Consider the following 17441-nt stretch of genomic DNA (forward strand, 5'->3'; position numbering starts at 1 on the left):
GGACAGGAAGCGGCTGATCCGCTCGACCTCTTCCTCGGAGAGCCGTACCGCGGCCGCGGCAGTGTTCTCCTCCAGGTGCACCACCCTCGAAGTGCCGGGGATGGGCAGCATCACGGGGGAGCGGTGCAACAGCCAGGACAGCGCCAGCTGAACCGGGCTGATGCCGTGTTCGGCGGCGATGGAGGCGAGCGGGGAGTCCGGCGCGGCCATCTCCCCGCGCCCGACCGGCGCCCAGGGCAGGAACGCGATCCCGTCCTTCTCACACTGTTCGAGCACGTCCTCGGACTGGCGGAAGGAGGGAGCGTACTGGTTCTGCACCGAGACGATCGGGGTGATGGCGCGGGCCGCCGAGAGCTCGTCCACACTCACCTCGCTCAGCCCGATGTGGCGGATCTTGCCCTCTTCGCGCAGCTCCACCAGGGCGCCGAGCTGGTCGGCCAGTGGCACCTCGGGGTCGATCCGGTGCAGTTGCAGCAGATCGATGCGTTCCAGACCCAGGCTGCGCAGGCTCAGTTCCACCTGCTGTTTGAGGTAGGCGGGGCGGCCCAGCTTGTGCCACTCGGAAGGACCGGTGCGGGCGAACCCGGCCTTGGTGCCGATGACCAGGTCCTCGGGGTAGGGGTACAGGGCCTCCTTGATGAGCTGCTCGCTGATCTGGGGGCCGTAGGAGTCGGCGGTGTCGATGAAGTCGATGCCCAGTTCGACGACGCGGCGCAGCACCGCCAGAGCCTCGTCGCGGTCGCGGGGCGGGCCCCACACCCCCTCGCCGACGATACGCATCGCCCCGAACCCCAAGCGATGGACGTGCAGGTCACCGCCCAACGTGAGTGTGCCCGCCTGCCGTGCGATGGGGGTGGTGGTGTGTGCGTCGGTCACGGTGTCCCTTCCGAAGCGGCGCCAGGGCCGAATTCCTGCCATGGTGTCAGTTCACCGGCGGCGCGGCTCGGTTTCGCGTGCTCGTGTCGCCGCCGGGTTCGGGGCAGGATCCCAGCCTGGACTCGGACTCCGCAAGGCCCGATCCCTATGTACGGGTGCCAGGTCAGGGGGCGGGCGAGGCCTTCAGCGGGTGGCGTCGCGGCGGGCCACGGCGGCCAGGTCGGCCTCGATGCGGGCGGTGGTCTCCAACAGGGCGGGCAGCAGGTCGCGGCGCACGTCGTCGATGGAGGAACGGCCGGCGTGGGCGGAGACGTTGGCGGCGGCGATGACTTTGCCGTCGGTGTCGCGGATGGGCGCGGCCAGGGAGCGCAGACCTTCCTCCAGTTCCTGGTCGACGATGGCGTAGCCCTGTTCGCGCACCTTGATGATCTCCGAGCGCAGCCGTGCGGTATCGGTGATGGTGAAGCGGGTCAAGGGTGGGAGTTCGACCCGGTCCAGGTAGCCGGTGAGGGCGGCTTCGCCGAGCCCGGCCAGTAGGACACGGCCCATGGATGTGGCCGCGGCGGGGAAGCGGGTGCCCACGGTGATGGCCACGGCCATGATCCGGGAGGTGGCCACGCGGGCCACGTAGAGGACGTCGTCACCCTCCATCACCGATACGGAGGCGGACTCGCGCACGTGCTGGGAGAGGTCCTCCAGGTGGGGTTGGGCGACGTCGGGCAGGCCGGCGGAGGCGACGTAGGCGTAGCCCAGTTCCAACACGCGCGGGGTGAGGCAGAACATGCGCCCGTCGGTGCGCACGTAGCCCAGGTCCACCAGGGTGAGTAGGAAGCGTCGGGCGGCCGCGCGGGTGAGGTCGGTGGCGCGGGCGACCTCGCTGAGGGTCATGGAGGGTCGTTGGGCGGAGAAAGCGCGAATGACGGTCAGTCCCCGTTCCAGGGACTGGACGAAGTGGGCTCCGCGTTGAGGCGCGTCTTCGGTGGTCATGGAGCCTTCCAGGTCGGGGGGGGGCGGGTGCGTTCCGCCGTCGGGCGCTGCTCGGCCCAGGGACGATGTTCTCATGCCGAACACATGTTGAATCCCTTGACCCGTTCTGTGACCGGCGCTACTGTCGCATCCAAGGTGTTCGCACTGTGAACATACATTCGCCATGAGAACGGGAGGGTGGCTATGGCCGTGCCCCTGGACGAGGCGGTCGGGCGGCTCGTCCACGACGGCGACACCGTCGCCCTGGAAGGCTTCACCCACCTCATCCCCGTGGCCGCAGGGCACGAGATCATCCGTCAGGGTCTGCGCGACCTCACCCTGGTGCGGATGACGCCCGACATCGTCTACGACCAGCTCGTTGGCGCCGGTTGTGCGCGCAAGCTCGTCTTCTCCTGGGGCGGCAACCCCGGGGTCGGTTCGCTCCACCGTTTCCGGGACGCCGTCACCCGTTCCTGGCCTGTGCCGTTGGAGATCGAGGAGCACAGCCACGCCGGGATGGCCAACCGCTACGTCGCGGGCGCCTCCGGGCTCCCCTTCGCCGTGCTGCGCGGCTACAGCGGCACCGGTCTGATCGGCAACAACCCCCACGTCAAGACCATCGTCTGCCCCTTCACGGGGCAGGAACTGGCCGCCGTCCCCGCGCTCAACCCCGACGTGACCGTCATCCACGCTCAGCGCGCCGACGCCGCCGGCAACGTACAGCTGTGGGGCATCACCGGGATCCAGAAGGAGGCCGCCATGGCCGCCGTCCGGGTCCTGGTCACCGTGGAGGAGGTCGTCGACGAGCTCGAACCCGTACCCGGCCAGGTGGTCCTGCCCGCACGGGTCGTGGACGCGGTCAGTGTGGCCCCCGGAGGCGCCGCCCCCTCCTATGCCCACGGTTACTACGAGCGCGACAACTCCGCCTACAAGGACTGGGACGCCGTGGGGCGCGACCGTGAGGCCTTCGGTGCCTGGCTGGCCGAACTCACCGGGTCCACCGGATCGGAGCCCCCATCGACATCCGACCCCGTGGGAAAAGGCGCATGAGCACCCTGCCCTGGACCTCCGACGAGATCATGACGGTGGCCGCCGCGCGCTCGTTGAGTGATGGCATGTCCTGTTTCGTCGGCATCGGCCTGCCCAGCACCGCCGCCAACGTGGCGAGCCGTACCCATGCCCCCGGCCTGTGGATGATCTATGAGTCGGGGACCCTGGGCGCCTCCCCGGGCCACCTGCCGCTGTCCATCGGTGACGGGATCCTCGCCGAGACCGCCGATACGGTCGTGTCGGTGCCCGAGGTGTTCAACTACTGGCTCCAGGCCGGGCGGATCGACGTCGGTTTCCTCGGCGCCGCCCAGGTCGACCGCTACGCCAACATCAACACCACCGTCATCGGCGACTACGCCGACCCCGAGGTGCGTCTGCCAGGGGCGGGCGGTGCCCCCGAGATCGCCGCCTCCTGCCGCGAGGTCATCGTGATCATGCGACACGACCGGCGGGCCTTCGTCGACAAGGTCGACTTCGTCACCTCGGTCGGACACGGTGCGGGCCCCGGTGATCGGGAGCGGCTGGGGCTCACCGGCGCCGGTCCGGTGCGGGTCATCACCGACCTGGGCGTACTCGAACCCGACCCCATCACCCGCGAGCTCACCCTGGTGGGCGTGCACCCGGGGGTGGAGGTCGCCCACGTGCGAGAGGCCACGGGTTGGGACCTGCGGGTCGCCGAGGATCCACGGCGCACCCCCGAGCCCACCGGTGCCGAACTGTCGGTTCTGCGCTCCCTGACCGGTGCGGCCCATATCTGACCCGGTACGTCTACCTAACGCTGTTAGGGAAACGTGCGTCCCACACCTCAGGAGACACCGGTGACCGACGTCCACGTTCCCGACACCGTCCGTACCCCCTTCGGCCGGTACGGCGGCGCCCTCTCGGGCACCCGCCCCGACGACCTGGCCGCCCACGTGGTCCGTGCCCTGGTCGAGCGCGCACCCCACCTGGACCCCGCCACCATCGACGAGGTCCTGCTCGGCAACGCCAATGGCGCGGGTAAGGACGACGACCACGACCTGACCCGCCAACACGACGACGAACCCCAAGGTCAGCGCATCATCGTGCACGGTCAGGTACGTGACAGCCGGTGGCAGGCCCGTCCCGCGCACCCTCGTGGAGGTCTGGCAGGCCAACGCCGGTGGCCGTTATCCGCACCACGCCCATGCCGGGGCGCACCCTCCTCCAACAGGCCTTGCCCACCACCTTCGGTGTCGTCGTGCCCTGCTCGACCCGTCCGCCTACCTGGGCGCCGCCCCCGTGTTCACCGACCGGGTCACGGGTAGGACCGGTCCGGATGGGATCGGCCGGCCGGGTCGTATCGACAGCGAAGAAGGAAATCCATGAGTGTTGAACTCCACCACGCCGTGAGCGGCCCGGCGGACGCCCCGCCCCTGGTCCTGGGAGGTTCCCTCGGCACCACCCTGGACATGTGGGAGCCGCAGGCCCAGGCCCTGTCCACGAACTTCCGGGTGATCCGGATCGACCATCGCGGCCATGGGGGATCGCCCGCTCCGGAGGGTCCCTACAGCATGGCCGACCTGGGCGGGGACGTGGTGGCCCTGCTGGACCGGCTCGGCATCGAACGTGCCCACTACGCGGGGTTGTCCATCGGTGGGATGGTCGGCCAGTGGTTGGCGATCAACGCCCCCGAGCGGGTCGACCGCCTCGTCCTGCTGGCCACCTCGCCCCACATGGGTCCGGCGCGGAACTGGCGTGACCGCGCCGCCACGGTGCGGGAGAAGGGCACCGCCGCCTTGGCCGACACCGTGGTGGAACGTTGGTTCACCCCCGGCTTCGTCGAGGAGCGCCCCGATGAGGTCCGTGTGCTGCGCGACCAGATCGTGGCCACCCCCGACCAGGGGTACGCGGGTTGTTGCGGGGCCATCGAAGGCCACGACACCCGGGAGGACCTGCACCGTGTCCGGACCCCCACCCTGGTGGTCTCCGGGGCCCAGGACCCCTCCACTCCGCCCGAAGAGCACGGCGCGCTACTGGCCGAACGCATCCCCGGAGCCCGCTCCGTGGTGTTGGAGGGGGCCGCGCACCTGCTTTCCTGGGAACGAGCCGGCCGGGTGAACACGCTCATCACCGAACACCTGACCGCCGCGGATCGGTAGGCCGCCGGTATGCGGGTGCGTCGGGGCGTGCTCGGTGACACCCACGTGGATCGGGCCGAATCGCGCAAGAGCGAGTTCGCCGAACCCTTCCAGGACCTGATCACCCGGTACGCCTGGGGTGAGATCTGGACCCGCCCGGGGCTGGACCGGCGCACCCGCAGCCGCATGGTGCCGACCGCCCTGGTCGTGAAGGGGCACTGGGGCGAACCGGCGGGGATGCGTGTGTCGTACAGGGACGGTACAAGGAAGCATGGACAACACCCATCAGGCCCTGCGTGAGCGGGGCGAGCGTTTTTACGCACTCCATCAAGGGCCGGACGTGTTCGTGCTGGCCAACGCCTGGGACGCCGGTTCGGCTCGGCTCTTGGAGGCCGCTGGGTTCGCCGCCCTGGGCACCACCAGCGCCGGACTGGCGCACGCGCTGGGCCGGTACGACGGCACCGGCGCGGTGGGTCTGGGGCAGACCCTGGGTAACGCGGCGGCGATCGCGGCCGCCACACCCCTGCCGGTCTCGGCCGATCTGGAGGGCGGGTTCGGTGACACTCCGGCCGAGGTCGCCCGCACCATCACCCGTGCGGGTGGCACCGGGGTGGTCGGTGGTTCGGTGGAGGACGCCACCGGTGTCGTCGCCACTCCGATCCGGCCCTTGGGTCAGGCCGTGGAGCGCGTCGAGGCCGCGGTCGAGGCGGCCCGTGCGCTGCCGTTCCGTTTCACGTTGACCGCCAGGGCGGAGAACTTCCTGCACGGGCGTCCCGACCTGGAGGACACCATCGCCCGACTACGGGCCTTCGAACGCGCGGGGGCGGACGTGGTCTTCGCCCCGGGACTGCCGGACGCCGAGGCGATCGGTGCGGTGTGCGCGGCGGTGCGGGTGCCGGTGAACGTGTTGGCGGCCGGCGCGGCCGCCCGGATGACGGTGGCCGAACTGGGCGCGTTGGGTGCGCGTCGGGTCAGTCTGGGATCGGGTCTGTCGCGGACCGCTCTCACCCACGCCCTGCGAGCGGCCCGCGAGATCGCCGAACACGGCCGGTTGGACGGATTGACGCAGGCCCTGCCGGCGGGGGAGGTGCACCGGTGGTTGGGGGCGGATGATTCCACCCCGTCCACGCCGCCACCGCCCTGAGGGCACCACGTCCGGCCGAACCGGTCAGGGCTTGAAGGCGACCCCGGAGAGCTCCCAGCGTTTGACGCCGGGATCGGCGGGCCGGGAGAGGGGGTCGCGGTCGGGGTTGCGCCAGGTGGAGCAGTCCACTTGGCGCGGTTCCTCCTCGCGACCGTCGGTCCAGGCGCTGACCACCTCCAACCCCTCGAACACGGCGGCGGCCTCCTGGGGGCTGCGCACCCGGCCCCAGGGGGTGCCGAAGGACAGGATCTTGTCGGTCATCCAGGCGGCGGCCTCGGGGTCGTCGGAGACGATGTGGGAGAAGATGATCGCCGATCCGGGGGCGAGCCGTTCCACCAACTCTCGTACCATCCCGAAGGGGTCGTTGTCGTCGGGAAGGCAGTGCAGCAGGGACACCATCATGACGCAGACAGGCCGGTCGGGGTCGATGAGTTTGACTGCCTCGGGTGAGCGCAGGACGCGGTCGGTGTCGCGGATGTCGGACAGCAGGAACGCGGTGGTGTCGGTGTCACCGAGCAGGGCGCGCCCGTGGGCGAGCACGATCGGGTCGTGGTCGATGTACAGGACCCGCGCCCGGGGGTTGGCCCGTTGGGCGACCTGATGGGTGTTGTCGGTGGTGGGCAGGCCGGCACCCAGGTCGAGGAACTGATCGATGCCGAGCGAGCTCACGTAGTCCACGGCCCGGCCCAGGAAGGCCCGGTTGTCGTTGGCGAAGGAGACGAGTTCGGGGATGCCCGCGGCGAGTTCTTCGCATGCCTTGCGGTCGGAGGCGAAGTTGTCCTTTCCGCCCAGCAGGTAGTCGTACATTCGTGCGATGCTGGGGGTGTCCATGTCGATGTGCGGGGGGAAGCGATCGGCCATATGAGAATACCAATCAGGGCTAGTCGTTCGAGTTCGTCTCCAGGTGAATGGTAACCGTGTTTCGTCGGACTTACCGGCGTTCGGTGAAAGAAAAACGGGCGGACCGTTCAGGGCGTCTCGAATTGGGGGAGTTCGTCGGCGACAAGCCCCGGTGCGGCGGCTCTGACGCGGTCCCCGGTGCCTGAGGGGAGGGTGGGAACAGGGGGTTGTGGTATCGGGTTCCAAAAGGAGTCGGGCGAAAACCGATCCGTGGTTATCGCCCCCGCGGCCAAAACGTCACCGTAGCCTTCTTCTCTCGAATGGGAAGAGTCCTCCCCGTCGTTCTCGTCGCTCGGAAGTTCCCTCTCACCCGTGGAGAGGTCCCGGACCAGCGCGATCAACGACCTTCGGTCCAGGCCCGCCCATCGGGTCAGCACGAACGGGTCCGCGTCGGCCTGTTCGCCCAGTGCCGCGGCCACCGCACGCAGGTGGACGCACCGTCCACGCCAGTGCTCGCACGAACAGGTCGTGACCAGGTCCCTCCACCCCGCCGGGACCAGGTCCAACCCCAACAGCGCGAACACCCGCGCCGCCTCCTCGGGCAGTTCGCCGGCCAGCACCCGGGCGTGGAACACCGGTTGGGAGGCCAACGCGGCCCCGACCCGGGCCCACTCCCGCTCGGGCCACACGGCGCGGATCAGGCTCACATGGTGAGCGCCCACCCGGGCCAACGTCTCGCCGGGGCGTACCCGCAACCCGGTGACGGTCTCGGCGCCCCCCGAACCCTCCAAGGCCTCACCCACCAGAGTCGACCAGCTCATCCGGCCACCGCCTCGGGCGCCAGGCGCACCACCTCGCGCAGGTCCTGTACCGACAATCCGCCCAGCCATTCCTCGCCGGTGGTCACGGCGGCGTCGGCCAGCGCGCTCTTGCGTTCGATCATCTCGTCCACACGTTCCTCCACGGTGCCCACGCACACCATCTTGCGCACCTGTACGTCGCGACGCTGACCGATGCGGAACGCCCTGTCGGTGGCCTGGTTCTCCACCGCCGGGTTCCACCAGCGGTCCACGTGCACCACGTGGTTGGCGGCGGTCAGGTTCAGCCCGGTTCCGGCGGCCTTGAGGGAGAGCAGGAACACGGCCGGTCCCCGCAGCGTCTGGAAGTGCTCGGTCATGTGCTCGCGGTCGGCCCGGGAGGTGCCCCCGTGCAGCCACAGCACCGGAACCCCCAATCGGGAACGCAGGTAGGGCGCCAAACGCTCCCCCCAACGCGCGTACTGGGTGAAGCACAGCGCCTTGTCGCCCTCGGCCACGGCCTCGCCCAGGATCGCCTCCAGGCGCTCCAACTTGCCCGAACGTCCCGCCAGGGCCGACCCGTCGCCCAGGAACTGCGCCGGGTGGTTGCAGATCTGCTTGAGCCGCGACATCGTCGCCAACACCAGCCCCTTGCGTTCCTTGTCGTCGGCCTCGGCCAGGCGTTCGCCCATCTCGTCCACCACGGCCTTGTACAGCGAGGCCTGCTCGGGGGTGAGCGTGCACCAGGTGCGCATCTGATGCTTCTCGGGCAGGTCGGCGATGATCGACCGGTCGGTCTTCAACCGGCGCAGCACGAACGGGCCGGTCAGTCGGCGCACCAGGTCGGTGCCTCCACCACCGTCGCCGCCCGAGCCGCCCGAGCCGCCGGGACCGTCGACGGGCGCCGCGCCACCGTCCACCTCGGCCTCGGCGCGGTCGGCCACCGTGCGTTGGAAGTCGGCGGCCGTGCCCAACAGCCCGGGGTTGGCGAACTCCATCACCGACCACAGTTCGCCCAGGTTGTTCTCCACCGGGGTTCCGGTGAGCGCGATACGGGTCGCGGCCGGCAGTGAACGCACCGCTCGCGCCTGCCGGGTGCCGTGGTTCTTCAACGCCTGCGCCTCGTCGCACACCACCCGGTGCCAGGGCATGCCCGCCAGCTCGTCGGCGTCGCGCGCCACCACTCCGTAGGTGGTGACCACCAGGTCGCAATTGCCGACGATGCGCGCCATGGCGTTGCCCGTGGGCCGCTGCGGTCCGTGCTGGACGTGCACCCTTAGGTCGGGGGCGAACCTCTCCGCCTCGCGTCGCCAGTTGCCGACCAGCGACACCGGGCAGACCAACAGGGTGGGGCCGGGCGCGGGCCCGTCGGCGCGTTCGTCGGTGAGCAACGCCAACAACTGCACGGTCTTGCCCAACCCCATGTCGTCGGCGAGCACCGCGCCCAGGCCCAGTTCGCCCAGGAACCGCAGCCAGGCGGCACCGCGGTCCTGGTAGGGGCGCAGCGCCCCCTTGAACCCGACGGGGGTGCCCATGGGGCGCGGCTCGGCCTTGGCGCCACCGTTCAGGAGGGCGCCCAGGGGACCGTCGGCCACCACGTCCGCCACCGGCAGCGGGACGGGCGCGGCCCCGATGGCGGTCCTCAGTGCCTCTTCCCGGCCCATCGGTCGCCGTGCGCCGCGCCGCATCAGCTCCAGCGCCGAGGCGACCCGCTCGGGGTCCATCTCCATCCACCGGCCGCGCACGCGTACCAGTGAGCGCTTGAGCCGGGCCAGTTCGGCCAGCTCGGTGAGTTCGTCCTCGCTCAGCGCGGTGGTGTCCTCGGGGCCGGTCAGTAGCGCCTCGAAGGACACGTCCACCAGGTCCATGGGGCTCACCCCGCCGCGACGGCGCCGCTCGGGTTCCTCGGCGACGGTCATCCGTAGGGCCAGGCCGTCGCGCCGGCTCCATTCGGGCAGTACCACGGAGAACCCGGCCTCGGTCAGCCGTCGGGCCCCGTCGCCCACGAAGACCTGGGCCGCGGCGGTGTCCATGAACAGTCGGTCCGGGGCCAGGTCGGTCAGGGCCCGGCGCAGGGCGGGCAGATGGCGGGCGGCGCGGCGCAGGTCGGCCAGGGCGGTGGTGGCCACGTCCCGGGGCAGCCACGCGGCGCCCTCGCCGAGCCAGACCTGTTCCAGGGGCAGCCGCAGACCTGGATCGGTAGTGGAGCGGACCCAGAACTCCAGGGTCCAGGGACGGGGGCCGTTCCGCGGCCCCTCGGGTTCGGGTTCGCGCAGTACGAACACCAGTCGGGCGCGGCCACCGCCGCGCACCCGGTCCCGCCACTCGCGCAGGGGACCGCGCAGGGCGTCTGCGGCGTCGTCGTCCAGGCGGGTGCGTTCGGTGGTCAGGGCGGTGGCCAGCCGTGCGGCGGGGGAGGGGAGCCCGTCCCCGTGGACGTGTTCGGGGGGCCGGGTCAGCCGGCGGGCCACGGCGTCGGTGAGCAGTTCCAGGGGCGCCAGCACGCAGGAGCGGGCGGCCTCGGCGCGTTCGGGACCGTTCAGGTGGGCGATGGCCGCCGGTGGCAGTGCTTCGGTGAGGGCGGACAGGTGTTCCTCGGCGGTGTCCAGCGGTGCGGGACGCCAACGAGCACGCGGTGGGGTGCCGACCAGGTCGGGCAGTACGCATCCGGTGTGGACCAGGTGTTCGGCGAAGGCGTGCACGCCGCACAGGTGGGTCAGGGCGGGCCCGATCCGGGGTGTGTCGGCGTCGGCCGGTCGCGTGCGCAGGGAACCGAGGAAGAGGTCGGCTCCGGCCGTGTCCAAGGCCAGGGCGGGGACCCGCCAGGTCCCGAACCCGGTGGCCGGTCCCGACGTTCGTTCTCCCGGGTCGGGGGAGAGGGAGCATAGGGGCATACCATCGGCCTCGGGCAGGATCAGGGACGGCTCGTCCGGTACGAAGCTCTCCGCTGGGGCCCCGGCCTCGGCGAGCAGCGCGCGCAGCCCGGCCACGTCCTCGGCGAAGGGGTGCGCGCCCGGCGCCGGGCCGCTCACCACCGCGCCCTCGGCCCACACCAACAGTGTGTCCCTGGACCACATCCCGTGCAGAACCCGCACCACACCCCCCGTTGAACACGCCGAACGTCGCCGGCCCCAGTATGGCGGGGACCGGCGACGTTCGGCGTGTTCGGGTGGGGTCGCCGGCCCTCAGAGCCTGGCGGGCACGGTGTTGCCCACGGCCAGGATGCCCTCGCGCATACGCACGCGCCACAGCAGGAATCCGCCGAGCACGAAGAACGCCAGCAGCGACAGGATCGCCACCCGGTAGCCGCCGGTCATGGCGACCGCGATGGTGACCACCAGCGACCCCAAGAACGTGGATCCCTTGTCGGAGATCTGGAAGAGGCTGAAGTACTCCGCCTCTCGACCCTTGGGGATGAGCTGGGAGAACATCGAACGGGCCAGGGACTGGGTGCAGCCCAGCACCAGGCCGATGCCCACGCCCAGCGCGATGAACAGGGGCACGTTGCCGGCCGGCATCACGTAGCCCAGACCCACCAGCAGGCCCCAGACCACCAGGCTGCCCAGCACGGTCTTCTTGGGGCCGATGTGGTCGGCGATCCGTGCGGTGGCGAACGCCCCGGCGAAGGCCACGAACTGGATGATGAGGATCGTGACGATCAGCACGTCCTGGCTCAGTCCCAGGTCCTGGGTGGCGAAGGGCGCCGCGTAGCGGATCGCGGCCTGTACGCCGTCGTTGAAGAAGATGAAGGCGAAGAGAAAAAGCACGGTATTGGGATACTTGCGCATGTCGCGCACGGTCCGCCCGAACTGGCGCAGTGACTCACCGACCTTGGCGCGTCCGTCCCCGCGCGCGGCCAGCGCCCCGTAGCGGTCGCGCAGAGGTTTGATCGCCACCACGGTGAACCCGGCCCACCACAGGCCGACCGTGACGAAGGCGACGCGGGCCGCCATACCGACGTCGTCGGAGGTCAGCACCAGCACCAGGTGCACCGCCAACAGCAGGGCGCCGCCCAGGTAACCCAGGCCCCAACCGAAGGCGGAGACCCTGTCGCGTTCGTCGGCCGTGGCGATCTCCGGCAGGAACGCGTTGTAGACCACGATCGACAACCCGAACAGCAGGTTGGCGCCCAGGAACAGGATCGAGGCGAGCAGGTAGCCGTCGGTGGCGAAGTACAGCCCGGTGGTGCAGGCCGATCCGGCGATGGCCAGCCACAGCAGCCAGCTCTTCTTGTGCCTGGTGTGGTCGGCCAGGGCGCCCACCAACGGCAGCAGGATGATCTGTAGCAGGATCGCCACGGTGGTCAACGCCGGGTACAGCGCGTTGGGGTGCACGCTCAGGAAGTCCAGGCCCAGCGGGGTGAGGGCCAGGGAGCCGTCCCGGCACGCCTCGGCGCCAGGGGCCCCGGCCGACGCACAGGCCAGGTCGCTCAGGTAGGGGCCGATGAGGACGGTGACCACCGAGGTCATGAACACCGAGTTGGCCCAGTCGTACATGTACCAGCCGCGTTGTTCGCGTTTGCGCTGGGCGGGGTCGGGTGAAGGGTCCTGACCTTCGACCCGCTCGGGGGTGGTGGACATGGGGGCTATCCGTTCTTCGGGGTGGGGCGCGTGTCCTGGTTCCAGCGGCCCCGTCGGATGAGCAGGTCGCGCAGGGCGGAGGTGTTGTCGGTGACGATGCCGTCGACACCGGCGTCCAGGAGGCGTTCCATCACCTGGGGTTCGTTGATGGTCCACACGTGCACCTGCATGCCGATCCGGTGCGCGGTGCGGATGACGTCCCGACTCAGCAACGGGAGCCCGTTGCGCTCCAGCGGGATCTGGGCGCACACCGGGGTGCGCCCGGCGATGGGACGCAGCAGCATCGACAGGGAGGCCACGCGCAGGCGGGCCACGTCCACGGGGCCGCAGGAGGTGGCCACGCGAGGACCGTACAACCGTCGGGCCCGGTCCAGGCGGTCCTGGTCGAAGGAGCCCACGCACACCCGATCCCAGGCGTTGGTGCGGCGCAGCACCTCCAGCAGGGGCAGGACGGCGCCGTCCGACTTCAGGTCGATGTTGAAGCGGGCCTGGGGCCAGGTGCCGAGCAGGTCCTCAAGGAGGGGAACGGGTTCCTTGCCGGCCACCCGGGCGCGGGCCACCTCGGCGTAGGGCAGTGCGGAGATGGCGCCGGTGCGGTCCGTGGTGCGGTCCAGGGTGTCGTCGTGGAAGGCCGTGAGCACACCGTCTCGGGTGGCGTGCACGTCCGTCTCCAGGTACGTGTAGCCGAGGTCGACGGCGTGTTGGAAGGCCACCGCCGTGTTCTCCAGTTCGGTGCGGCGCACTCCCTGGTCGTCGGTGAGCCACCCGCCTCGGTGCGCGAGGGCCACGGGGACTGGGGAGGAAAGGTAGGCGTGTGTCACGTCGTCCAGTATGCCGGTGTGGTGTCGGAGGCGTTCGAGGTGGTCGGGTGGTGCCCGAACGGGAAAAGCCGGAATGCCAGGTGGCACGGGCACGGGTTCGGCCGCTCCTTGAAGGGGTGTAGGTAGTTCGTCCCCCCGAGGAAGGGAACCGTTCATGTCGCACTCCTGTGGGACCCACCGTTGCCACCGTGTCTCCTGCGAGGGTCGGCGCTCGCCGTGGGCTCCGGTGCGCACCCCCGCGCGCACTCCGCTGCGGCGCATGTCGGTGGGTCGTTGCGGCGCGCCGCTGTTGGAGGGCCACCGCACACCGACCGACGTGCACCGGCTCGCCCAGCACATGGCCGAGGTGCTCGTGGGGCGCCGTGCGCCCGAGGTGCTGCGCGCGCACCTGACCGTGCCGGTGCGCGAGGAGTTGCGCCGGTTGCGGGGCAGCGTCGTCTGTGTGATGACACCGCGTCTGACCAGGGTCTTCCACCAGCGGCTGGGAGTGGACGGAATGGAGGCCAGCGCGGTGATCGACTGTGGCGACCGCGCGCGGGTGTTCGCCTTCCGGCTGCGCAAGGAGGAGGGGCGGTGGGTCTGCACGAGGTTGGAGACCGACCGACGCCGCTGACGGTGCGGGGAGGAGCACACGCCGAATCCGTCCGGAAAGCCGGAATAGTCATGGATTTTCCATGCTGGGCGCGGATAAGGTCCCCAGGGAAACGTCCCCCGGACCGGGGGCCGGCCCGGCCGACGGGTTCCCAGTACCCAAGGGAAGGAGGCGGCGGGCGGCACCCCGCGCCCGCCACTCATCGAATGAAACCCGCTGACATCGCACACCTGCACGGCATCAGCGCACCGTCCCTGGCACCCGACGGCTCCCGCGCCGTCTTCGCCCTGGTCCACCCGGACCTGGAGGAGGACGCATACCTCGGTTCCCTGTGGAGCGTGGCCACAGACGGTTCGGAGCGACCGCGTCGGCTCACCCGCGGGCTCCGCGACCGTGCGCCCCGCTACTCCCCGAACGGTCGTTGGATCGCCTTCCTGCGCCCGGACGAGAACAAGAGGGCACAGATCCACGTCCTGCCCGCCGATGGCGGCGAGGCCTGGAAGATCACCGACCACCCGCTCGGCGCCGGTGGCCTCTCCTGGAGCCCCGACTCCACCCGGCTGGCCTACACCGCCCGGATCCCCGAGGAGGGGCGCTACGTCGACGGCACCCCCGACAAGGAGGCGCCGCGCCGGATCGGCACCCTCAAGTACCGGGTCGACAATCTGGGCTTCCTCGTCGACCGGCGACAGCAGATCTTCGTCAGCGCCCCGATCGATCCCAGCGGTGAGGTGGGCGAACCGGTTCAGGTGACCGACGCCGAAGCCGACCACGGCCGTCCCCTCTGGACGCCCGACGGTACCGAGCTGGTCTTCGACGCGTCCCTGCACGAGAACAGGGAGCACGACCTGTACGAGGACGTGTGGGCCTGCGCGCCGGAGAAGGGCGCCGAACTCCGCCGTGTCACCCGAGGCGACTTGGGAGTGGCGTCGGTGGGCCTGTCCTCGGACGGCACCACGGTGTACTTCGTCGCCCACGAACTCGGCGACGAAGGCACCGACTTCGTGGGCCGGGTCGATGGTCTGTGGTCGATGCCACTGGACGGCTCCCGCGAGCCTCGGCGCCTGACCGACACCGAAGGCCCGCGTATCAACGGCCTGGGAACCCTGGCCACGGACGGGGGCGTGCTGGTGGCGGGGGAGAACCGCGGGGCCTTGGAGCTGTACCGGGTCACCCCGGAGGGGGAGCGCACCACCCTGCTGGGCGGTCGCGTGGAGGTACAGGGCTTCGACCACGCCGGCGGGGTCACCGTCGCGGTGGCCGCGGGCGAACACGACAGCGGTGAGCTGTACGTGGTCGAGGAAGGTGGAACCCGCGCCCTGACCTCGTTCTTCGAGGGTGTGGAGCCGCTCCCGGTAACCGAACTGCTCGCGCACGCCCCCGACGGTCACCCGGTGCACGGCTGGGTGTCCACGCCCCGGGGCGAGGGCCCGCACCCGGTGATCCTGATGATCCACGGCGGGCCCTTCGCCCAGTACGGGTGGCAGCTCTTCGACGAGACGCAGGTGTACACCGAGGCCGGGTACGCGGTCGTCTACTGCAACCCGCGGGGTTCGTCCGGTTACGGACAGGAACACGGGCGGGCGATCATCGGTTCGGTGGGGTCGGTGACGGCCACCGACCTGCTGGCCTTCCTTGACGCGGCGCTGGAGGACGAGCGGCTGGACGGTTCTCGGGTCGGCGTGCACGGGGGCTCGCACGGTGGGTTCATGACCACGTGGATGGCCGCGCACCACGGAGAGCGGTTCCGGGCGGCGATCAGCGAGCGCGCCGTCAACGCCATCGACAGCTTCCAGGGTGCGTCCGACATCGGGGCGTTCTTCCCCGAGCCGCTGTACGGGCCGCCGGACTCCTGGCCCAAGGAGAGCCCGCTCACCTACGCCGATCAGATCGACAAGCCGTTCCTGATCATCCACTCCGAACAGGACTGGCGCTGCCCGCTGGAACAGGCCCAGCGGTTGTTCGTCTCGCTCCGGAAGCGCGGGCACGAGGCGCAGATGCTGCTCTTCCCGGGGGAGGGGCACGAACTGTCGCGTTCGGGTCTGCCCAGCCACAGGGTGGCCCGCTTCGAGGCGGTCCTGGACTGGTGGAGGACCCACCTGTAGGGGTCGCCCCTCGGGTCGGGGGCCGGACACGCACGTGTGTTCGGCCCCCTTCCCCTGTTCGGCGTGAGTCGCGTCACGGTAAAGCGGGGGCTTGGTCTGGTTTTGACCCCGATCCTTCGGGAACAATGCGCCCTCATCCTCGTTCGCTGGGGGATTCCCGGACAAGTGGCACTCGCTCGCAGGTCAGTGGGTGTCCCAATGGAAGGTCACGAAAAGGTCGCGTCCACCCCGGGGGATGAATTAGTGTTCCCTCAGGTCGGTTCGCCCCGAATCGTCGCCGCCCGGTGACAGTGTTCCGGCCTGCCGTTGCACTCTGCTCAGCTCGCTCAACAGCCGCCCTTTTCCCAGGAGCAGAGGCCGTCACCACGCTCGGCGACCCCTCGCGGCCCTTCTTCGCCGCCCGCCGGATCCCCTCACTCGCAGCCCCACGCCGACCTCGGCGTGCCTTCGGGCTGCCCTGTGTCGGTAAACGGGTGTGGGAGAAAGGCAGTCGGTGTTTTGACTCGCAACCCCGAACCCACCCGCCGTCTCACCACGGTCGGCTTCGTCGCGCTGGGCGCCGTGGTGCTCTCCAGCGGTGTGGCGCTGGCCGATCCCTCCGAGTCGCAGGCCCGGGAGCGTTACGAAGAGCTCCAGGAAGAGCTGTCGGTCCTCAACGAGGCCTACAACACCGCCGAAGAGGACCACGCGGCCGCCGAGGAGGAGCTGGAGGAGCTGCAGGAGCAGCTCGAAGAGGCGCAAGAGGCCCTCGATGACCGCTCCGAGCGCATCTCCCGCATCGTGCAGAGTTCCTACACCAACGACTCGGGCGGCGGCTTCGGCATCTTCTTCGGTGGCGACGCCGACAGCGCGCTACAGAACATCGCCGACGTCGACTTCATCTCCGCCGGCCAGCGGGAGATGCTGTCCGACTACGTGGTCGACGTCGACCACTCCGAGGAGCTGTACAACGCCGCCCAGGCCACGGAGGAGGAGGCCGCCGAGGCCCTCACCGCGGCAGAGGAGGCCATGACCCAGGGCGAGAGTGCCCTGGACGAGCAGGCCGAGGTCCTGGAACGGCTGGGCGGGGTCGACCCGACCGCGTCGCAGGCCTCCACCGCCGACGCCGGTTCCTCCGGTGGTACGGCCGCGGTCTCCAGTGACGTGCAGGCCGTCCTCGACTTCGCCCGCGCCCAGATCGGCAAGCCCTACGTGTGGGGTGGCACCGGACCTGACGGCTACGACTGCTCCGGGCTGACCCAGGCCGCCTGGGCCCAGGCCGGCGTGAGCCTGCCGCGCACCACCTACGACCAGGTCAACGCGGGCACCTCGGTCTCGCGCGACCAGCTCCAACCGGGCGATCTGCTGTTCTTCTACAGCGCCTCCGCACCGAGCCACGTGGGCATCTACTCCGGCAACGGCATGATGGTCCACGGCTCCAACCCGTCCAAACCGCTGGAGGAGATCGACCTGGCCTCCTACTGGGACAGCGTCTTCACCGGCGCCGTCCGGCCGGGCTAGTGGGGGTCCCGGCTCATCACCGCGTGGGGAGGTGAGCCGGGGTGTCCCCGCTCCGACGGGTCGCGTATTCT

At 70.4% G+C, this 17441-nt stretch carries 15 protein-coding genes and 2 pseudogenes; 10 read left to right on the forward strand and 7 right to left on the reverse strand.

All coding sequences use genetic code 11. The features are described 5' to 3' along the window. Positions 1 to 876, reverse strand: an 876-nt coding sequence (locus NLI01S_RS07010; protein ID WP_067601068.1) for an aldo/keto reductase, incomplete at its 3' end; no start/stop codon positions are given. Between the two features lie 183 nt (positions 877 to 1059). Beyond that, complete coding sequence (locus NLI01S_RS07015; RefSeq protein WP_067601071.1) at positions 1060 to 1863, reverse strand: IclR family transcriptional regulator domain-containing protein; 804 nt, start codon at positions 1861 to 1863, stop codon at positions 1060 to 1062. A gap of 183 nt (positions 1864 to 2046) precedes the next feature. On the opposite strand from NLI01S_RS07015, the gene NLI01S_RS07020 reads away from it, so the two are divergent. From NLI01S_RS07020 to NLI01S_RS07045, 7 genes and pseudogenes are all read left to right on the forward strand, one after another. Then, complete coding sequence (locus tag NLI01S_RS07020; protein WP_067601074.1) at positions 2047 to 2892, forward strand: CoA transferase subunit A; 846 nt, start codon at positions 2047 to 2049, stop codon at positions 2890 to 2892. Further along, positions 2889 to 3650 (forward strand): CoA-transferase subunit beta, encoded by a 762-nt coding sequence (locus tag NLI01S_RS07025; protein WP_067601077.1) that lies wholly within the window; start codon positions 2889 to 2891, stop codon positions 3648 to 3650. Before NLI01S_RS07020 ends, NLI01S_RS07025 begins: the two co-directional genes overlap by 4 nt. A 60-nt stretch (positions 3651 to 3710) precedes the next feature. Next, a pseudogene (locus tag NLI01S_RS26555) lies at positions 3711 to 3902 on the forward strand (thiolase family protein); the annotation flags it as partial. Continuing rightward, a pseudogene (locus NLI01S_RS26560) lies at positions 3903 to 4050 on the forward strand (dioxygenase family protein); the annotation flags it as partial. It lies immediately after the preceding pseudogene. Between the two features lie 185 nt (positions 4051 to 4235). Beyond that, positions 4236 to 5012 carry a 3-oxoadipate enol-lactonase gene (gene pcaD / locus NLI01S_RS07035; RefSeq protein ID WP_067601083.1) on the forward strand — a complete coding sequence of 259 codons (777 nt, stop codon included), beginning with the start codon at positions 4236 to 4238 and terminating at the stop codon, positions 5010 to 5012. A 9-nt stretch (positions 5013 to 5021) separates the two neighbouring features. Continuing rightward, positions 5022 to 5291, forward strand: a complete 270-nt coding sequence (locus NLI01S_RS07040) for a carboxymuconolactone decarboxylase family protein (protein ID WP_190318380.1) — start codon at positions 5022 to 5024, stop codon at positions 5289 to 5291. Then, positions 5263 to 6135, forward strand: a complete 873-nt coding sequence (locus NLI01S_RS07045; protein WP_067601088.1) for an isocitrate lyase/PEP mutase family protein — start codon at positions 5263 to 5265, stop codon at positions 6133 to 6135. Before NLI01S_RS07040 ends, NLI01S_RS07045 begins: the two co-directional genes overlap by 29 nt. Positions 6136 to 6159: 24 nt before the next feature. Here NLI01S_RS07045 and NLI01S_RS07050 read toward each other — a convergent pair whose 3' ends face one another. The 5 genes from NLI01S_RS07050 to NLI01S_RS07070 form a co-directional block, all read right to left on the reverse strand. Further along, positions 6160 to 6996, reverse strand: coding sequence for an SAM-dependent methyltransferase (locus NLI01S_RS07050; RefSeq protein WP_067601091.1), 837 nt, complete (start codon positions 6994 to 6996; stop codon positions 6160 to 6162). Between the two features lie 107 nt (positions 6997 to 7103). Continuing rightward, positions 7104 to 7796, reverse strand: coding sequence for an SWIM zinc finger family protein (locus NLI01S_RS07055; RefSeq protein ID WP_067601093.1), 693 nt, complete (start codon positions 7794 to 7796; stop codon positions 7104 to 7106). Continuing rightward, complete coding sequence (locus NLI01S_RS07060) at positions 7793 to 10867, reverse strand: DEAD/DEAH box helicase (protein ID WP_067601332.1); 3075 nt, start codon at positions 10865 to 10867, stop codon at positions 7793 to 7795. Before NLI01S_RS07060 ends, NLI01S_RS07055 begins: the two co-directional genes overlap by 4 nt. Before the next feature lie 90 nt (positions 10868 to 10957). Continuing rightward, entirely contained in the window at positions 10958 to 12352 is a 1395-nt protein-coding gene (locus NLI01S_RS07065; RefSeq protein WP_067601096.1) for an MFS transporter, read from the reverse strand. 5 nt (positions 12353 to 12357) lie between these two features. After that, positions 12358 to 13173: a glycerophosphodiester phosphodiesterase gene (locus NLI01S_RS07070; RefSeq protein ID WP_190318381.1), complete on the reverse strand. Its 816-nt coding sequence runs from the start codon at positions 13171 to 13173 to the stop codon at positions 12358 to 12360. Positions 13174 to 13327: 154 nt separating this feature from the next. Here NLI01S_RS07070 and NLI01S_RS07075 point away from each other — a divergent pair, with 154 nt between their 5' ends. The 3 genes from NLI01S_RS07075 to NLI01S_RS07085 all read left to right on the forward strand — a co-directional run bounded on the left by NLI01S_RS07075 (position 13328) and on the right by NLI01S_RS07085 (position 17370). Beyond that, positions 13328 to 13786 carry an Rv3235 family protein gene (locus tag NLI01S_RS07075; protein WP_067601102.1) on the forward strand — a complete coding sequence of 153 codons (459 nt, stop codon included), beginning with the start codon at positions 13328 to 13330 and terminating at the stop codon, positions 13784 to 13786. Positions 13787 to 13971: 185 nt separating this feature from the next. Beyond that, positions 13972 to 15870 carry a S9 family peptidase gene (locus NLI01S_RS07080; RefSeq protein ID WP_067601105.1) on the forward strand — a complete coding sequence of 633 codons (1899 nt, stop codon included), beginning with the start codon at positions 13972 to 13974 and terminating at the stop codon, positions 15868 to 15870. Between the two features lie 498 nt (positions 15871 to 16368). Further along, positions 16369 to 17370 (forward strand): C40 family peptidase, encoded by a 1002-nt coding sequence (locus tag NLI01S_RS07085; RefSeq protein WP_067601108.1) that lies wholly within the window; start codon positions 16369 to 16371, stop codon positions 17368 to 17370. Positions 17371 to 17441: the final 71 nt, after the last annotated feature.

Origin of the sequence: Nocardiopsis listeri NBRC 13360 (assembly GCF_001570765.1) — a bacterium.
In the GTDB taxonomy this organism is placed as follows: Bacteria; Actinomycetota; Actinomycetes; order Streptosporangiales; family Streptosporangiaceae; genus Nocardiopsis; species Nocardiopsis listeri.